Genomic DNA, 17712 nt, shown 5'->3' with positions numbered 1-17712 from the left:
TGGCATACGGACCACGCTCCACTATTTAAAGAAACCGCCTCTGACCTGCGGTTTCTCGCGTCGTACCCAGTGAACCGACGAATACGTGCCCTTAGTGAATGTCGCTGAGCAGATCAGCGGTCAGGACTGTGCGCGAAGGCAACCCCAATTTGCGCAGTGCCCGTCCCACGTGGATCTCGACCGTCCTCGGCGAGAGGAACAGCCGCTCCCCGATCTCCCGGTTCGTCAGGTTCTGGGCGGCGAGCCGGGCGACTTCGAGCTCCCTCGGGGACAACGCTTCGCCGTAACCCTTGCGGCCACGCCGGGGCATCTCCGGATCGCAGCGGCGCAACGAACGTCGGCAGCGCAGCGCGTCCACGGCGGCGCCCAGGCTCGCGTACGTCGTCTCCGCGGTGGTGAAGGCGGCGACGGCACGCTCCCGCACCCCGGCTTCGGAGAAGCAACCGGCCGCGAGTTCGCCGGCGTAGGCGGCGAAATACGGGAGTGGCAAGGCACTGTAGGCCTGTGCGGCGCCCAGCAGCAGTTCACCGGCGGCCAGTGTCTCGCCGCGCGCCTGCGTGAGCATGCCCCGGCACAACAACGCCGACGCGTTGGCGACCGGCGCGTCCTTGCCGTCGATGCCCTGCCGGTACTCCGCGAGCAGTTCTCGCGCCTCGACGTGCTGTCCCAGCCCGAGCATGGTGCGCACGGCGAACGGCATCAGTTCGGCCGCCCAGACCCAGTTGTTCTTGCGGCGCACGGTTTCCAGGCCGAATTCGGCCAGGCGCCGGGCGGCCCGCAGATCCTTGCCCGCCTGATGGACGGCCACCCGCCCCGCGTACGCCGAAGCCTGCACCGGGACACTGCCCGCGGACAGCGCGAACGCCGCGTCGAAACTGCGCAGGGCCGCCGTCGGCCGGTGCTGCCCGTACTCGTACCAACCGAGCACCAGCAGCGGCTCGGCCGCCAGCGAACCGTCCTTGTCGACCCGCGTCAGCATTGCGCGCGCCTTCTCCGCGACGCTCGCCCACTCCCCCATCGCGAGGTCCAACCGCAGCTCCGTGCCGTCGGCGAGCGCGTCGAGATAGGGCTGGTGGTCGTCGCGGATCAGCCGCCGCGCGGTCGCGAGGTAGGCCCGCGCGACCGGATAGTGCCCGTTCCACGCCACCGCGTCGGCCAGATTGATGTAGGTGCGGGCGACCTGACGGCAGACCTCCGCCGACTCCGGTGCCCGCGGCAGATCGGCGATCTCGTGCCAGGCCTCCGGATCGGCGATCTGCATCCGCGCCGAAAGCCGGTTGGCGGTGATCGCGGCGAGCAGCCCGGCGTCGTGCTCCCCCTTGCTCACCTGCTCGGCCTCGTCGAGCCAGCGGAAGTTCTCCTCGACCGGGACCGTCCCGATATGCGGCAGCGCCAAGGTGACCAGGCCCCTGGCGAGCAGTGCCTGGCGCCTGCCGAGGTCGGCCGCGCCCAGTTCGATCTCCAGCCTGCCCGCTTCGACCTTGCCCACCTGGTTGATCAGCACCTGTCCGAGGTGGACCCGGATCTCACCCCGCGCGGCCTTGCTCAGCGGCCATTCGCGCAGGATCTCGCGCAGCAGCCGCACCGTGCCGGCGTGCGCGATACTGCGCGGCAGTTCCCTGCCGAGCCGGACGGCGAACGATTCACGCGCGGTGCGCGGCAGATCCGTGTCCCGCAGGGCCGCTTCGAGCAGACGGCTCGCCTCTTCGGTCCGGCCGTCCTCGATGGCGTTGTCGACCGCGACGCCGGTCCACTGTGTCCACGCGGCGATGTCGCCCGCCAGCCGCGCGTGACGGGCGATGAGCGACGCGAAGGGTTCGGCGTCCGCGGAGAGCCGGGCCGCGGCGCGTCCGTGCATCGCGCAGCGCTGAGGCCCGGCAAGCAGCGCGTAGACGGCTTCGGCGATCAGCGGACTCCCCGAGACATAGCGGCCTCGGCCGAGATCCCGCAGCAGTCCTGTTTCCACGGCTTCGGTGACCGCGTCCTCGATCTCCGCGCACGCCGCGACCGCGCCCAGCTCCGGCTCGCCGGCGGGCGATCCCAGCACCGCGGCCGCGCGGACGACATCCCGGGCGGCGGGCCCGATGGCCGCCATCAACCCGGAAACCCGGCTCCGCACGATCGGCGGCACGGTCGCCGACGCGAGCCGGTCCGCCGAAAGCGCTTCGGCCGTGTCTCCGACGCTCTGGACCAATGCCGTCAGGTCGACGGCGATCCCGGACGTCCGCCGGTGCGCCGCTTCGGCGAAATCCGGTGCGCAGCGGCCGAAGGAGGCGTCCAGCAACGTCCGCACCTGGACGGCGGTGAACGCCGCGAGCGAGAGATGCGCGGCGGTCTCACGCAGCGGCGGGAATCGCCGCGGCCCGCACGTCGCCGCGCTGACCACCACGCTCAGCGCCGCCGCCGGGGAAGCCGCGAGCCCGCGCAGGAACTCCCAGGTGTCGTCGTCCGCGCAATGGACGTCGTCGAGTACCAGCACCGCCGGACCGCAGCCCGTCAACACCTCCCGTACGGCCCGGAACTCCTGCTGCCGGACGGTCTCCGCGTCCGCGTTCTCCGGAAACGGTGGCAGCCACGGCGACCATTCGGGAACGAGCCGCCGCAGGACACCGGTCACCGGGGAGAAGCCGGCCGCGTGGGCGGCGGCCACGGCACTCTTCTCGAGCAGTGCTTCGACCAACGGCGCCAGACGGCAAGGCCTGGAGAACGAACCGCAGCGGGCGGACCACACCACACGCGAGGCGAGTACAGGATGGGCGGCCAGTTCTTCGAGCAGCCGGCTCCGGCCCACCCCCGGTTCGCCCTCGACGACGGCGACCGACGGCGGGCGCGAGGCGACGCGCACCAGTTCGGCCAATTCGGCGTCGCGGGCCACGAACACCGGTGCCGTACCGATCGTCGGCATGCTCGGGACCATACCGAGCGGACACCCGCCGAAAGGCGGGAACACGAACAGTGACCACGGGCCGCGCGCTTTCCGCTGGTCCACACCACCGGAGTCACGACTTCACCGCACTGTTAACTCGATCGGGCGACGACGACCTGCGGTGACACCGACGCCCGCATCGGCAATACGGACCCTTAGGTATTGCCGCGAACCTTGCCATGAGACCACCAGAGGGTGAATCTCAGACTGTTCGCAGTGCCCCTCTGTTACCTCGCCACAGCGCAACTCCCCTGCACGCGCCGGTCTGCCGCCCAATCGGGTAGCCGAAGTCCTCACCTGTCCCTTACGGGCGGCCCACCGCGCTTGCTTCGCGTTCGACCATCCAGTTAGGAGTGTTCCGACGGTGAAGACCTCGTTCAGGCGTGGGCTGGCCACGGCCTGCGCCGGTGTCGCCGCGCTGGTCGCCCTGCAGGCGCCCGCCACCGCGGCACCCGCCATCACGGCGGCCACCACGATCCCGATCAGGATGCAGGCCCAGGAGAAGAGCAACTGGTGCTGGGACGCCAGTGGCAACACGATCGCCGCCTGGTGGGGCCACTCCCTCACCCAGACGAAATTCTGCCAGGTCGCGCACAACGAGTCCGGTTCGGACTGCGCGAACAACCAGGGCTACCTGAGCGATCAGCAGCGCGTGTTCCGCTGGCTCGGGTTCAGCAACGTCGGCACCTACAGCTCCTCGGGGCAGACGCTGAGCTTCGCCTCCATCAAGAGCCAGGTCGACGCGCGGCAGCCGATCGGCACCCGGATCGGCTGGCGCAACGGCGGCGGCCATATGCACGTGCTCTACGGCTACGACAACACCAACGGCGCGACGACGGTGTACTACGGCGACCCGTGGGGCTCCAGCCCCCGCTACAACCAGATGAGCTACAGCGCCTACCGGTCCAACAACTCGTTCACCTGGACCCACACCGTCTACGGGATCAAGGACTGAAACCATGAAGCGAACCTTCCTCGGCGCCACGATCCTCGCCCTCGGACTGTCGCTGGCGCTCGGCGGCCAGTCCTCCGCGGCCGACGCCCCCAGCGGCGCGCCCACCGCGGCCGACCTCGCCGCGGTGTCCACAGTGGTCACCAGCGACGCGACCACCCAGCGGCTCGCCAAGGCGCAGTTCCCCGGTGCCGCCAAGGCGGACACGGCCCTCGCGGCCAAGACCGCCAAGGCCGATCCGCGGACACCGGTGGCGGTCTACCAGCCGACCGCGGCCTTCATCGCCGGCACCTCCACCGTCCCGGCCGAACTCGCCTACGTCGCCACTCCGGCGACCCTGGGCAACGGTGACGCCGCGACCGTGTGGTCGCAGCGTGAGGGCTCGGGCTGGTCGGTCTACAACGTCGCCTCGGGTGACGTCGAAAAGCGCCTCGCGGCGCAGGTCGGCAAGGGCTACCTCCTGAGCGAACCTCAGGCGGGCGCCTGGTACGCCGTCGACGGGGACACCGTGACCGTCCTCGACGGCTCGTCGGTGGCGAAGACCGGCGAGAAGATGTCGCTCGCCGCCTACCGGGAAGCCCTGCAGAGCCGCTACGGCGACAAGCTGCCCGGCTCGACGTACGACCGCAGCGGTGCCGCCGGTGGTTACGGCGCCGCCCCGGTGGGCGACACCGAGGTGCCGTGGTGGCCGTACGCGCTCGGCGCGGTCTTCCTCGCCGCCGCGGGCACTGCCGTCACGCTGCGGCTCCGCAAGCAGTAAGCGCCAAGTATGCGGGCGGGCTGAAGGACGCTTTCACCGCATGCGATGCAAGGAAAGCGTCCTTCACCGCGTGGCATGCGGTGAAGGACGCTTTCAGCCCACCGTTAGGCGAACGTGTAGTCCTCGATGGGGAAGCTCTGCGCCTCCTTGATCGCGTTCAGTGTGGACGACGGCCGCAGCAGGGTCGCCTCCCCGTGCGGGTTGAAGTAGTAGCTGTTCGCCGGGGCGCAGTTCCCGAGCGTGAAGATCGAGTCGCCGAGGCGTTCGGTCATCCGGTCGAGGAACGCGTCGTTCGCCTCCTGCGTCACCTCGAACTCCGTCGCGCCGCGCCGCCGCATCGCGCCGAAGAGCCGGTCCATATGCCGCATCTGCGTCTCGATGGTGGTGAAATAGGACAGTCCCGAGTAGGAATACGGGCTGTTGAGCGAGATGAAGTTGGGGAACTTCGGGATCGCGACGCCTTCGTAGGCCTGGAAACGGTTCTCCCGCCACCACTTCCCGAGATCCCGGCCGCCGCGCCCGATGATCTCGATCGCCGGGAAGTTCGCCTCCCAGAGGTCGAATCCGGTCGCCAGCACCAGGACGTCGATGTCCCGCCGCCGTCCGTCCGCGGTCTCGATCCCGCTCTCGTCGATCTTCGCGATCGACGTCGTCTCCAGGTGCACGTGGTCCTTCGTGAAGGCCGGGTAGTACTCGTTGGAGAACGTCGGTCGCTTGCAGCCGAACGAATAGCGCGGCGTCAGTTCGGCGCGCAGCCCCGGGTCCCGCACCTGACGGCGCAGATGCGCCTGGCACCACAGCTTGCCGAGCCGGTTCGCCATCGGCAGCTGCTTGTAGTGCAGGACACCGGAGACCATCATCAGCTCCAGCAGCGCGGTCCCGGTCAGCCGGGCGGCCCGCTGGGTGAACGGGAGCGCGGCGAACGCGCGCCGGACCGCCTTCGGCACCGGGAAGTCCAGTTTGGGGCTCACCCAGATCGGGGTCCGCTGGTACACGGTGAGGTCCCGCGCGACCTTCGCGATCTCGGGGATCAGCTGGACCGCGGTCGCGCCGGTGCCGATCACCGCGACGCGTTTGCCCGCGAGGTCGTACTCGTCGTCCCAGGCGGTGGTGTGGATGACCTTGCCGCCGAAGGTGTCGATCCCGGCGATGTCGGGTTTCTTAGGCTGGGAAAGGAATCCCGTGGCGGTGAGGAGGTATTTGGCGGTGACCGGGTCGCCGTCGGCGAGCGAGACCTTCCAGTGCGCGTCCGCCTCGTCCCAGACCGCGCCGGTGACCACCGAGCCGAACCGCATGTAGCGCCGCAGCCGGTACTTGTCCGCGACGTGCTCGGCGTACCGCTTGAGCTCCGCGCCCGGCGCGAAAAGCCGCGACCAGTGCGGATTCGGCTCGAACGAGTACGAGTAGGTGGCCGACGGGATGTCGACGGCCAGCCCGGGATAGCGGTTCACATGCCAGGTGCCGCCGAGGTCGGATTCGCGTTCGAGGATGACCAGGTTGCCGTAGCCGAGCCGGTTGAGCTGGATCGCCGCGCCCATCCCGCCGAAACCGGCCCCCACGACGACGGCGTCGTACTGCGTGGTCATGCGTTTTCCTCCCGATGGGTGTCCTGGTCGAGGCGGGCGCGGTAGCCGACCCGCTCGGGTGAATCGGGGCGCAGCGCCCGGTCGTCCCGCATCAGCCGCCGGAACGCGTTGAGCGCCGGTTCGGGGGTCACGGCCGCGAGGGTCGCGAGCGCGCCGACGTAACCGGGCACGGCGGTCTCCGCGGCGCGGGTGCGGACGGAATCCACCACGGCGTCGGCGATCCGCTCCGGTTTCACCTTGGGGATCGGCCGCATGTCGAGCCCGGAGGCGAGCGCGGTGTCGACCGCCGACGGCAGCACGGCCGAGACGCTCACGCCGTGCGGCGCGTACTCCAGCCGGGTCGCCGCGGTCAGCCCGACGACGGCGAACTTGCTGGCGTTGTAGATCGCCAGCCCTTTCACCGGGAACTTCCCGGCCAGCGAAGCGACGTTGACGATATGTCCGCGCCCGCGTTCCAGCATGCCGGGCAGGGCCAGGCGCATGCCGTGGACGACGCCGAAGACGTTGACCTCCATGGTCGCCCGGTTCAGCGCGTCGGAGAGATCGAGGAAACCGCCGTTCGGCATGATCCCGGCGTTGTTGACGAGCACCGCGAGCGGCCCGTTCGCCTGTTCGGCCTCGCCGAGGAACGCGGCGAACGACGCCGGATCGGCGACGTCCAGATGATGCGCGGTACCGCCGATGTCGGCGGCGGTCCGTTTCGCGGCTTCGAGGTCGAGGTCGCCGATGGACACGCGGGCGCCGAGGGCGGCCATGCGTTCCGCGGTCGCGCGGCCGATGCCCTGCCCCGCGCCGGTGATCGCCACGTGCGCGCGAGCGAGGTCGAGATGCGGGTACTTGGTCATGCGCGTACTCCTTCTCGTTCGAAGGCTTCGGCGACCAGGGCGGGCGCCGTCCTCGACGCCGTGGCGAGCACGTACTCCCGGCGCCGTCCGTCCATGAAGTTCGCGCCCATGGCGGCGAGATCGGCGGGCCCCGGCTCGATCCGCACCACCCTGACACCGGCCGCGCGCAACCGTCGCGCCTCGTCGTCGACCCGCCTGGTCATCGCCGTCCGCAGCAGCCGTTCCAGCCGGGCCGCGCCGCGCGCCGGTGCGCCGCCCTCGCTGCTCATCGGCGCGATCAGCACGACCTCGCCGACGTCGTGACCGAGCAGGAGATCGGCCGAGGTCGGCGAGACCGTGCCGCCGTCGAGCAACGGCCGTCCGTCCACAACGGACGGTGGGAACCAGCCGGGGATCGCCCACGACGCGGCGATCGCCTCACCGAGCCGGGCGGGCGGCGCGTCCGGGGAACCGAGCGCGATCCGCTTCCCCGTCAGGTCCGCGGCCATCAGCCAGGTCGCGGGGTGCGGGACCCAGCCGTCGGGCGCCAGCGCGTCCCCGAGTTCGCGCAGCCAGCCGGCGTCACCCCTGCCCCGGGGCAGAAGACCCGCGAGGCCGGCGAGCGTGTCGACGTCCCGTCGCAGCGCGGCCCGGACCAATCCGGCCGACGGCCAGCGCGGAGACGGCACCGGCGGGAGCCTGCCCGGCGCCCGGCGGACGTGCGCGGCGACGACGGCGTCACCACCTGGCGCGCCCGCCACCGCGTCGAGAATCGCCTTCGCCGGGATGCCCGCCCCGAGCATGGCCACCGCTTCGGCCCCCGCCGACGTCCCGACCAGGACGTCCGCCTTTCGCGGATCCCAGCCGGCCTCGGCGTGCAGCGCGTCGAGGACCGAGGCCGTCCAGGCGAACCCCAAGGTCCCGCCGCAACCGAGCACCAGCGCTCTCGCGGAATGACGTGTCATTTCCGGAACGGTATGTCATTTGAACACGTCAGGCAATAAGCTGGCGGAATGACGACGGAGATCCCGGTCAGCAGGGCCGCACGGAAGAAGCAGGAACTACGGCGCGAGATCGTGGAGACCGCGTTCGACTGCTTCGCCGAGCGGGGCTACCACGCGACCGGCATCGCCGACATCGCCGCCCGGCTGGGCATCGGGCACGGCACCTTCTACCGGTACTTCCAGAACAAGCGGGACATCGTCGACCACGTCATCACGGACCTGGTCGAGAAGGTGGTCGGCGCGCTGGCCGCGGACAACGCGCCGGACGCGGTCAACAGCCTGGCCGAGTACCGCAAGCAGAGCGCGCGGATCGGCGACGCGCTCGCCCGGATCTTCGGCAGCGACCCGCGGATGGCCCGGTTCCTCCTGCTCGAGGCGGCGGGTATCGACGCCGAGATGCGGGAACGGGTGCTGGACTTCCACGAGACCGCCGCCGAGCTGACCGCGGGCTATCTGCACCACGGTGTCCGCCTCGGGTATCTGCACGAGGACCTGGACGTGGACTCCACCGCCCGCGCGATCAACGGGATGATCCTCGCGTCGGTGCTGTCCGAACTGCGCGATCCTTCACCGGAGCGGCAGGCCGCGATGAGCCGGGCGGTCCGTCGGGTGATGTACGACGGGATAGCGACACACCAGTAAGCGGGGTCTGGGCGATACTGGTGCCACGCTTATGGAACAGGGTCCGGACAGCCGGGTCTAGCGCCTGAAACGCACACCGGCACCGACGAAAACGAACCTTCACGGATTCCGCAGGGTGTGGCTGGGCGGTTCGCCGAACGCCGCGCGGTACTGCGCGCTGAACCGGCTTCCGTCCAGGAAACCCCACTTCGCCGCGACACCCGTCACCGTCGTGCCGTCGCCGGGCGCTGCGGCAAGGAGGTCCGCTCTCGCCAGGTCGAGCCGGATCCGGCGCAGGTAGGCCATGGGCGTGGTGTCCAGATGCCGCCGGAACGCCAGTTGCAGGGCCCGCACCGAGATACGGCAGGCGCGGGCGACGTCGGCGACGCCGAGGTCGAGGTCCGGATTCGCCTCCAGGAAGGCGACCGCGCGGCGCACTGTGTCCGGAACGGCGTCCCGCCGGTCACTCGGGCGCTCTTCGCCCCTGCCCGTGGTGAAGGTGTCCAGTGCCATGGCTGCCATCAGCCTGCCCGCCGCGCCGAGTACCAGCGGGCCGTTCTCCACGCCCGGATCGGTGAACAAGGCGGTCATGTAGTCGACCGTCCGGCTCCATCGCCGTGCCTTCTCCGGACTCACCGGCTCGTAGCACAACCGCTCCACCACAGGTTCCGGATCGATTCCGCTGAACAGCGAGAGGTCGATCCCGGTGATCTGCAGCCGCGTGCCGTGCAGCCCCGTCCGGTACTCGCGGCCGGGGTGCGGACCGACGAACACGTCCCCCGGACCGAGCCTGCGGTCGCTGACCCCGTCGTCGAGCTCCTGTTCACCGTCCAGGACCCGCAAAAGCACCACCCTGCCCAACGGCTGGACGACGACCTCCGTGGTCAGCGTGTTGTGCAGGAAGTCGAAGTGCACATCGCCGAGGTCACAGCGGTTGTGCTCGAAACGGTAGCTTTCGACGCTGCCGCGGACCCGCAGGCGATTGTCCCGGTACGCCTCGGCGAGCAGGGCACACGCCTGTTCCGGATCGGTGGTCGCGAATTCCGTCACTTTCGGTTCGTGCACGCCGACCACGCCTCCTTTCCGTTCGCCCGTAACGAAAAGTCCGCCCGCCGGAACGCTACCGCCGCTCGGCGGGCGCTACCAGGGCCGTCGGCGTCATCCGGCTGGTCGGAATGGCTCACCCGCGCGCTCGAGGATCGCCCTGGCCAGGGCCTCGACCGGCTTGTCGATCATCTGGCCGCCCGCCACGGCCACCGAACCGTCGCCCACGAGCGCCGCCACTCCCCTCGCCCACTCGATCTCACTCGCCGACGGGGCCAGCCCACGATCGGCGACCGCGACCTGACGCGGGTGCACGCAGAGTTTCCCGGTGAAGCCGAGGGTTCTGGCGTGGTCGAGGTCGGCGATGAGCGCGGCTTCGTCGTCGAGCGCCGTGGTGACGCCGTCGATCGGGGCCGCCCGGCCGGTGGCCGCCGCGGCGACGACGAGCGCGGACCGCGCGTACCGCAACGCCTCGTGCGACCGGTGATCGACGCCGAGCTGCGCGGCCAGATCGACACTGCCGAAAGCGGGCCTCACCACCGCGTCGGCGCCGCAGACCGCCACCGCGTTCGCGATGCCGGCCGCCGTCTCCACCAGCGGCACGATCGGGATCCCGGGCAGCCGCCCGGCGAGGGAATCGATCTCGGCGGGGTCCTCGGCCTTGGGCAGCATCACCGCGAGCGCGCGCCCGATACTCGCGACATCCTCGTGGTACCAAGCGGTTCCGGCTCCGTTGATGCGGACGATCGCCTGATGACCTTCGTCCAGCCACGCCCGGACATGTTCGCGGGCGGACTCCTTCCGCTCGGGCGCGACCGCGTCCTCCAGATCGAGGATCACGACGTCGGCGCCGCTGGCCACGGCCTTGGCGAAGCGGTCCGGCCGGTGACCGGGGACGAACAGGAAGGTCTTCGCACTGGTTTCGTTCATCGGTCGAGGCTCCGCATCGTCCCGGTCGCCGTCCGCCGTCCGTGGCGATCGCGCACGGCGGTGCCGCCCTCGTCGGCCCGGACGATCATGCCCTGATGGTCGAACAGCGGCGAGACGAGACGGTAGTCGAAGGCCAGCCGGCCTGTGCTCCCCTGTTTCCTGGCGGCTTCGGCCATCGCGAGCGCCTGCAACGGGCCGTGAGTGAGAAGCCCCGGATAGCCCTCGACATCGCGGGCGTAGTCGCGGTCGTAATGGATGCGGTGAGCGTTGTAGGTCAGCGCCGAGAAGCGGAACAGCAGAGTCGGCGAGACATCGATCGCCCATTCGTCCTCGGCCGCCGGCACTTCCGGCTCCTCGATGGCCGCTTCGACCTGTCCGGAGGCGGCGTCGCGGTAGACGATGTCCTGCTCCTCCTCGACCACGACCGCGCCACTCTGGACGATCCTGTGGCCGGTCACGACGAAGGTCAGCCGCCCGGTGCGGCCCTGCTTTTCCGTCGTGGAAAGCACTTCCGTATGCCGTTCGGCGGGCAGCCCGCACCGCAACGGCCCGAGCGCCCGCACTCTCCCGCCTGCCCACATCCGGCGGCGTCCCGGCTCCGGCGGCGCGGGGATCGTGCCACGGACCGGATGGCCGTCCGGCCCCAGATCGGACTGCGCGGGCCGATCCAGCAGGTAGAACCAGTGCCACAGCGGGGGCAGGCCGTCGCGGTCCAGATCCGGCAGGTCGACGTCGAGCAGCGAGGCCAGCGCCTCCGCGGGGCCGGGCTGCAGGATTTCCTTCACGTTCGTACCTCCTGCCGGGCACCGAACTCGGCCCGGATCGACTCGTTGTGCGCACCCAGCGCGGGCACCGGCCCCATGACCGGTTCGCGGCCGTCGGCCTCGACCGGCGGGAGCAGCGCCTCCAGCGGACCGGCCGGGGTTTCCACCGCGCGCCAGCGGTTCCGCGCGACCAGTTGCGGATGCCGGGTGAACTGCTCGGGCGTCCGCAACCGGGCGTTGGCGATCCCGGCCCGCTCCAGCAGATCTCCGACCTCGTCGGCGGTCAGGCCGGTGAAGGTCGCTTCCAGGATCGCGGTGAGCTCGCCGTCGTTGCGGACGCGATCGTCGTTGGTCCGGAACCGCGGATCTCCGGCGAGTTCGGGATGCGCCAAGACATCCCGGCAGAGAACGACCCACTCCCGTTCACTTTGGACACTCAGGAAGACCTGGTCGTCGCCGGTGCGGAACGGCCCGTACGGCGAGATCGACGGATGTGCCGCCGCCGTGCGCCTCGGCGGTTCCTGGCCGTAGCGGGAGAAATAGGCGGGCTGGCTCATCCATTCGCCGAGCGAATCGAGCATCGCGACGTGCAGGCTCGCCCCCTCGCCGGTGCGCTCGCGCTCGTACAGCGCGGTGAGGATGCCGCTGTAGGCGTACATCCCGGTGGCGATGTCGGCGATCGAGATCCCCGCCTTGGCCGGAGTCTCCGGCGTTCCGGTGGACATCACGAGCCCGGTTTCGCACTGCACCAAGAGATCGTAGGCCTTCTTCGTCCGATATGGACCTTCCTGACCGTAGCCCGAGATCGAACAGTGGACGAGTTCCGGGCGTTCCGCGCGCAACGTCGCGGCGTCGAGGTCGAGCCGTTCCGCCGCTCCGGGGGCGAGATTCTGCAGAAAGACGTCCGCCCGGCCGATCATCGCGCCGAGCAGAGCCCGGTCCGCCGGATCCTTGATGTCGAGTTCGACGCTTTCCTTGCCCCGGTTGAGCCAGACGAAGTAGCTCGACTGCCCGTGCACGGTCCGGTCGTAGTCACGGGCGAAGTCGCCGACACCGCGGCGTTCGATCTTGATCACGCGCGCGCCGAGGTCGGCGAGCTGGCGCGAGGCGAAGGGCGCGGCGACGGCCTGTTCCAAGGCGACGACAGTGATTCCCTCGAGTGGTTGGCGCATGAAGCCTTCCTCGGTGGTCAGGACGGGATGCGGTGCCGTTCGATCAGCTGGCGCGCGATCACGCCGCGCTGGATCTCGTTGGTGCCCTCGCCGACGATCATCAATGGGGCGTCGCGGAAGTACCGTTCGACGTCGTACTCCGTCGAGTAGCCGTAGCCGCCGTGGATGCGCACCGCGTCGAGCGCGATCTCCATCGCGGCCTCGGAGGCGAACAGTTTCGCCATCCCCGCCTCCAGATCCGCGCGTTCGCCCGAGTCGTAGCGGCGGGCCGCATGGAGCACCAGCTGGCGCGCGGCCTCGAGTTTGGTCGCCATGTCCGCGAGATGGTTACCGACCGACTGGTGCTGCCAGATCGGTTTGCCGAAGCTCTCGCGTTCTTGGGCGTAGCGCAGGGAATCCTCCAGCGCGGCCCGGCCGACGCCGAGCGCCCGGGCGGCGACCTGGATCCGGCCGATCTCCAGGCCTCGCATCATCTGGGCGAAGCCGCGCCCCTCCACACCACCGAGCACGGCGGTGACCGGCGCGTGGAAGTCGTCGAAGGAGAGTTCGCAGCTCTCGACGCCCTTGTAACCGAGCTTGGGCAGGTCCCGCGAGACCTCGAAACCCGGCCCTTTTTCCACCAGCAGGACGGAGATGCCCTTGTGCGCCGGTTCGGCGGCGGGGTCGGTCTTGCACAGCAGCGCGACCAGCTGGGACCGGCGCGCGTTGGTGATCCACGTCTTGCTGCCGTTGATCACGTACTCGTCGCCCTCACGGCGTGCGGTGGTGCGGAGTGCCTGCAGGTCCGAGCCGCCGCCGGGTTCGGTGAGCGCCATCGTCGCGCGGATCCCGCCCGTCGCCAGCTTCGGCAGGTAGGTGTCCTTCTGCTCCTGAGTGCCATACGTGGCAAGGAGTTTCGCGACGACGGTGTGGCCGCCCATCGCGCCGGCGAGGCTCATCCAGCCGCGGGCGAGCTCCTCCGTCACCGACGCGTAGCACTCGGCGGAGACGTGGGTCTCGCCCCACGGCTCGGGCACGGCCAGCCCGAAGACTCCCATCGCCTTCATCTGGTCGATGAGTTCGCCGGGATAGGTGTTCGTGTGGTCGAGCTCCCGCGCGACGGGCCGGACCTCGCGATCCACGAACTCGGCCACGAGCGCGACGATCTCGGTCTCTTCCTCGGTCATGTTGTTATCATGAGCGATGATGAGACGGTATGTGAAATACCGAATCATGATAGCCGCATACCGGTCCGCGATGTGAAGGGACGACGGTGGACTTCAAGCAGCTCAAGGCGTTGGTGACGGTCGCCGAGGTCGGCAGCGTGACCCGCGCGGCCGAACTGCTGCACCTGGTCCAGCCCGCGGTCACCCGGCAGATCCGCACTCTGGAACAGGAACTCGGGGTGCCGTTGTTCGAACGGACCCGCCACGGGATGCGCCCCACCGAGGCGGGCGCGACGCTCGTCGAACGGGCACGCCGGGCGCTCACCGAACTCGACCGGGCCCGGGCCGAACTCGCCCCGAAACCCGGGGTGGTCACCGGCATCGTCACGGTCGGCCTGCTGGAGAGCGCCGCCGAACGGCTCGCCGCGCCGCTGACGACGGCCGTGCTGCGTGAGCATCCGGGCATCGAACTGCGGCTGCTCACCGCGTACTCGGGGCATCTCCAGCGGTGGATCGACGACGGTGACGTCGATCTGAGCCTGCTCTACAACCTGACCAGCACGCCGTCGCTCAATGTCCGCCCGCTGGTCCGCGAACGGCTCTGGGCGGTCGCTCCCCCGTCGGCCGGGCTCGATCCCGCGCGGCCCGTGCCGTTCGCCGAGGTCGCCGCGCATCCGCTGGTCATGCCGTCCGAGGGGCACGCGCTGCGCACCCTCATCGACGGCGCGGCCCGTGAGGCGGGCGCCGAGGCGGAGGTCACCGTGCAGACCAACGCCATGACCCTGCAGAAACGCCTCGTGCTCGGCGGGCACGGCTGGACGATCCTGCCCGGTATCGGCATCGCTGCGGACGTCGCCGACGGCACCCTGAGCGCGGCTCCGGTCTGCGAACCGGAGGTCTGGCGGACCGTCGTCCTCGGCACGCCGAGGACAGGGCGCGTCACGCCCGCCGTCGACGCCGTCGCCCGGGCGCTGGTCCGGCAGATCCACCGGACCGTGCGCGAGGGCGAGTGGCCCTCGGCGCGGCTCTGGGAAGACCGAGCAGGAGAAGAATGAGCACGCTCCCCCGCACCGGCCACGCCGTCGCCGCCGACGGCACCCGGCTGGCCTACCAGTGGCACGGCACGGGCCGGCCGCTCGTGCTGCTGGCCGGCCAGGCGAACGACCACACGTGGTGGGACCGCACGCGCGGGGATTTCCCGAGCACGATCACCATGGACTATCGCGGCACCGGCGCCAGTGACGCACCCGATTCCGCTTACTCCACAACGGGTTTCGCGGACGACGTGATCGCGGTGCTCGACGGGCTCGGGGTCGGCGAGGCCGATGTCTACGGCACTTCGATGGGCGGGCGCGTCGCGCAGTGGGTCGCCGCGCGGTATCCCGATCGGGTGCGGCGGCTGGTGCTCGGCTGCACCACGCCGGGCGGCAAGCACGGCGTCGAGCGATCGAACGACGTACGGCTGGCCCTGGCGCGACGATCCTCTGTGGAGGCTCGCGAGACGTTGACGGACTTGATGTACACGCCCGCCTGGCGCGCGGCGAATCCCGGTCCGTACCGGGTGCTGGGCGCGCACGGCATGCCGCCGCACGCGGTGCGCGGGCATCTCGTCGCGAGCAACGGCCACGACGCCTGGGACGTACTTCCGGAGATCAGCGCGCCCACCCTGGTCCTGCACGGCGACGACGATCTGCTCGCGCCCGTGGCGAACGCGCCGTTGCTGACGGAGCGGATTCCCGACGCGCGGATGCACCTCTTCGCCGGGGCACGGCACGCCTACTTCGACGAGTGCCGCCCCGTATCGAGCGACCTGGTGAGCGACTTCCTCGGGTAGACCATGCCTGCCGGGTATGTGCCCATCGCGGATTTCTATTTCTCAACCGCAGGGATCACAGCTCATGATGGTCGGCATTCCCGGAGCGAAGGAGCTTCCCTTGCCGCACAAGACACCCGGCGTCGTCGCGAACGTGGTCCGGGGCTGCCTCGGAAACCTGGTCGAGTGGTACGACTGGTTCGTCTACGCCTCGTTCAGCATCTACTTCGCGGCCAGTTTCTTCCCCGAGGGAAACCTGACGGCGCAGTTGCTTTCGACGGCTGTCGTCTTCGCGGTGGGGTTCCTGATGCGCCCGCTCGGCGGCTGGCTCCTGGGTCTCTACGCGGACCGGTTCGGCCGCCGGGCCGCACTGACCCTTTCCGTGACGCTGATGAGCTTCGGCTCGCTGGCCATCGCGCTCACGCCGGGCTATTCGTCGATCGGCATCGTCGCGCCCGTGATCCTGGTGGTCGCCAGGCTCGCGCAAGGTCTCTCGGTGGGCGGCGAGTTCGGTTCGAGCGCGACCTACCTGTCCGAGATCGCCACTCCGCGGCGACGCGGGTTCTACTCGAGCTTCCAGTACGTCTCGATCACCGTCGGGCAACTCTCGGCGCTGCTGGTGATGATCGTGATGCAGTCGCTGCTCACCGAAGCGCAGATGTACGCGTGGGGCTGGCGGATCCCGTTCGTCCTCGGCGCGATCGCCGGGCTCGTGGTGATGTACCTCCGCCGCAGCATGGTGGAATCGGAACACTTCCAACGCGCTTCGGCGGCCGGTTCACCTCCTGGCGGCTTGCGGGTCTTGCTGCGCGAGCACCGCCGCCAGGTCCTCGCCGTCCTCGGCCTCGCCATCGGCGGGACGGTGGCGTTCTACACCTTCACCAGCTACCTGCAGAAGTACATGGTGAACACCGCCGGAATCCCGAAGCCGACCGCTTCGCTCATCGGTTTCGCCGCCCTGTTCCTGTTCATCTTCATGCAACCCGTCGCCGGCGCCCTTTCCGACCGCTGGGGCCGCCGCCCGGTCATGTTCGGCTTCTCCGTCGGCGGCATGCTCCTGACCGTGCCGATCATGACGCTCGTGGGACGGACGGGGAATCCGTGGATCGCCTTCCTGCTCATGCTCACCGCCATGGTCTTCCTCAGCGGCTACACCGCGCTGTCGGCCATCATCAAGGCGGAAATGTTCCCCACCAACGTCCGCGCGCTCGGCGTCGGCCTGCCACACGCCCTGGCGACCGCGGTGTTCGGCGGCCTTTCGGAACCGATCGCGCTGGCCTTGAAGCAGGCTGGGCACGAGAGCGTGTTCTTCTGGTGGGTCACGGGGTGCATCGGGCTGACGTTCGTGGCGACTTTGGTGGTGCGGGAGCCTTCGCGGGGTTCTTCCTTGGAGGTGAGTGGGGTGCCTGCTCGGGATTCTGTTGTGCGGTAGGGCGTTGCGGTAGCCGAATTCTGACAAGGACATACCGGCGATGCGCTGCTATGCGGGGCCTTGGGGGGCGTTGCCGGATTTCGGTAACGGGCAGGCGGGCGGCCACGTTTTGAGTCCTGTCCGCCGCGTCAGACTGTTGCCGAATTCCGGCGACAGCTGTCCCAGCCGAAGGAGACTGCGTGAGAACTCTTCGAAGCTGAGCCGTGGTCGTTTTCCGGCGACGGTCCAGCGCAGCAACGACGCATCATGAGGTCGGCCGCCCCGGAGGGCGTGTCTGATGTTCTGTGTATGAGATCGACGTTGTGTCGATTGCGGGAGTACATGGTTGACGCCAGCCTTCTTGATCACCTTATGTCCAAGTGGATGATGGCGTGGCGTTGACCGGCGAGGGAGGGCTAGCTGCGCAACCGGGGAATCCGGCACGTGCGGCCGTGTCATGACAACCGTGTAAGCCGCGGATGGACCAAGATCGGATCGTCGTTGGCGATCCAGGAAGGCCTTTTCTGTGACGGAGAACACATCACGCCCGGCTGGCTCGTCGTCGGCTGAAGTGCTTGCCGGAGCGCTTCCGCCGGAGGTATTGGACGCGCTGGTCAAAGAAGCGCACGCGAGCGGCGGTTCTTTGGGCGTGCAGGAATTGCTGAATCAGATGACAAAAGCAGTGCTCGAACGCGCGCTGGATACCGAAATGACCCATCATCTCGGATATGAGAAAGGAGATCCCGCCGGAAACGGCAGC

The 17712-nt window shown here is 69.5% G+C and carries 15 protein-coding genes and 1 pseudogene; 7 read left to right on the top strand and 9 right to left on the bottom strand.

Going from position 1 to position 17712, the window contains the following annotated elements; translation table 11 throughout:
• Window positions 1-91: 91 nt before the first annotated feature.
• Entirely contained in the window at window positions 92-2905 is a 2814-nt protein-coding gene (locus ACSMFO_RS21800; RefSeq protein WP_436460288.1) for an AAA family ATPase, read from the bottom strand.
• 385 nt (window positions 2906-3290) lie between these two features.
• On the opposite strand from ACSMFO_RS21800, the gene ACSMFO_RS21795 reads away from it, so the two are divergent.
• Together ACSMFO_RS21795 and ACSMFO_RS21790 are read left to right on the top strand one after the other, a co-directional pair.
• On the top strand, window positions 3291-3881 hold the full coding sequence (locus ACSMFO_RS21795; protein ID WP_007033267.1) for a papain-like cysteine protease family protein: 591 nt from the start codon (window positions 3291-3293) through the stop codon (window positions 3879-3881).
• A gap of 4 nt (window positions 3882-3885) precedes the next feature.
• Window positions 3886-4638, top strand: coding sequence for a hypothetical protein (locus ACSMFO_RS21790; protein ID WP_436460287.1), 753 nt, complete (start codon window positions 3886-3888; stop codon window positions 4636-4638).
• Between the two features lie 104 nt (window positions 4639-4742).
• Here ACSMFO_RS21790 and ACSMFO_RS21785 read toward each other — a convergent pair whose 3' ends face one another.
• From ACSMFO_RS21785 to ACSMFO_RS21775, 3 genes are read right to left on the bottom strand one after another with little or no spacing between them, the layout of a single operon-like run.
• Entirely contained in the window at window positions 4743-6224 is a 1482-nt protein-coding gene (locus ACSMFO_RS21785; protein WP_436460286.1) for a flavin-containing monooxygenase, read from the bottom strand.
• Window positions 6221-7069, bottom strand: a complete 849-nt coding sequence (locus ACSMFO_RS21780) for an SDR family oxidoreductase (protein WP_436460285.1) — start codon at window positions 7067-7069, stop codon at window positions 6221-6223. The genes ACSMFO_RS21785 and ACSMFO_RS21780 overlap by 4 nt, the downstream gene beginning before the upstream one ends.
• The gene (locus ACSMFO_RS21775; protein WP_436460284.1) at window positions 7066-8013 is read right to left on the bottom strand and encodes a patatin-like phospholipase family protein; all 948 of its coding nucleotides are present in this window, start codon (window positions 8011-8013) and stop codon (window positions 7066-7068) included. Before ACSMFO_RS21775 ends, ACSMFO_RS21780 begins: the two co-directional genes overlap by 4 nt.
• A gap of 48 nt (window positions 8014-8061) precedes the next feature.
• Here ACSMFO_RS21775 and ACSMFO_RS21770 point away from each other — a divergent pair, with 48 nt between their 5' ends.
• On the top strand, window positions 8062-8694 hold the full coding sequence (locus tag ACSMFO_RS21770; RefSeq protein ID WP_436460283.1) for a TetR/AcrR family transcriptional regulator: 633 nt from the start codon (window positions 8062-8064) through the stop codon (window positions 8692-8694).
• A 99-nt stretch (window positions 8695-8793) separates the two neighbouring features.
• Here the strand turns inward: ACSMFO_RS21770 and ACSMFO_RS21765 are convergent, their stop codons facing one another.
• From ACSMFO_RS21765 to ACSMFO_RS21745, 5 genes are all read right to left on the bottom strand, one after another.
• Window positions 8794-9738, bottom strand: a complete 945-nt coding sequence (locus ACSMFO_RS21765) for a helix-turn-helix domain-containing protein (RefSeq protein ID WP_436460282.1) — start codon at window positions 9736-9738, stop codon at window positions 8794-8796.
• A 93-nt stretch (window positions 9739-9831) separates the two neighbouring features.
• Window positions 9832-10647 (bottom strand): HpcH/HpaI aldolase/citrate lyase family protein, encoded by an 816-nt coding sequence (locus ACSMFO_RS21760; protein ID WP_436460281.1) that lies wholly within the window; start codon window positions 10645-10647, stop codon window positions 9832-9834.
• Window positions 10644-11432 carry a mesaconyl-C4 CoA hydratase gene (locus ACSMFO_RS21755; RefSeq protein ID WP_436460280.1) on the bottom strand — a complete coding sequence of 263 codons (789 nt, stop codon included), beginning with the start codon at window positions 11430-11432 and terminating at the stop codon, window positions 10644-10646. Before ACSMFO_RS21755 ends, ACSMFO_RS21760 begins: the two co-directional genes overlap by 4 nt.
• Window positions 11429-12583 carry a CaiB/BaiF CoA transferase family protein gene (locus ACSMFO_RS21750; RefSeq protein ID WP_436460279.1) on the bottom strand — a complete coding sequence of 385 codons (1155 nt, stop codon included), beginning with the start codon at window positions 12581-12583 and terminating at the stop codon, window positions 11429-11431. Before ACSMFO_RS21750 ends, ACSMFO_RS21755 begins: the two co-directional genes overlap by 4 nt.
• A gap of 17 nt (window positions 12584-12600) precedes the next feature.
• Window positions 12601-13749 carry an acyl-CoA dehydrogenase family protein gene (locus ACSMFO_RS21745; protein WP_436460278.1) on the bottom strand — a complete coding sequence of 383 codons (1149 nt, stop codon included), beginning with the start codon at window positions 13747-13749 and terminating at the stop codon, window positions 12601-12603.
• Window positions 13750-13835: 86 nt separating this feature from the next.
• Here ACSMFO_RS21745 and ACSMFO_RS21740 point away from each other — a divergent pair, with 86 nt between their 5' ends.
• The 4 genes and pseudogenes from ACSMFO_RS21740 to ACSMFO_RS21725 all read left to right on the top strand — a co-directional run.
• Window positions 13836-14783 carry a LysR family transcriptional regulator gene (locus ACSMFO_RS21740; protein ID WP_436460277.1) on the top strand — a complete coding sequence of 316 codons (948 nt, stop codon included), beginning with the start codon at window positions 13836-13838 and terminating at the stop codon, window positions 14781-14783.
• Window positions 14780-15562 carry an alpha/beta fold hydrolase gene (locus ACSMFO_RS21735; protein ID WP_436460276.1) on the top strand — a complete coding sequence of 261 codons (783 nt, stop codon included), beginning with the start codon at window positions 14780-14782 and terminating at the stop codon, window positions 15560-15562. Before ACSMFO_RS21740 ends, ACSMFO_RS21735 begins: the two co-directional genes overlap by 4 nt.
• Before the next feature lie 64 nt (window positions 15563-15626).
• Entirely contained in the window at window positions 15627-16973 is a 1347-nt protein-coding gene (locus ACSMFO_RS21730) for an MFS transporter (protein ID WP_436460275.1), read from the top strand.
• A 580-nt stretch (window positions 16974-17553) separates the two neighbouring features.
• Window positions 17554-17712: pseudogene (locus tag ACSMFO_RS21725) on the top strand (IS256 family transposase); the annotation flags it as partial.

It is taken from the genome of Amycolatopsis sp. w19 (assembly GCF_051373225.1).
Lineage (GTDB): Bacteria > Actinomycetota > Actinomycetes > Mycobacteriales > Pseudonocardiaceae > Amycolatopsis > Amycolatopsis japonica.
Note: the sequence above shows the minus strand (reverse complement) of the source record. Positions and strands in the feature narration are given on the sequence as shown.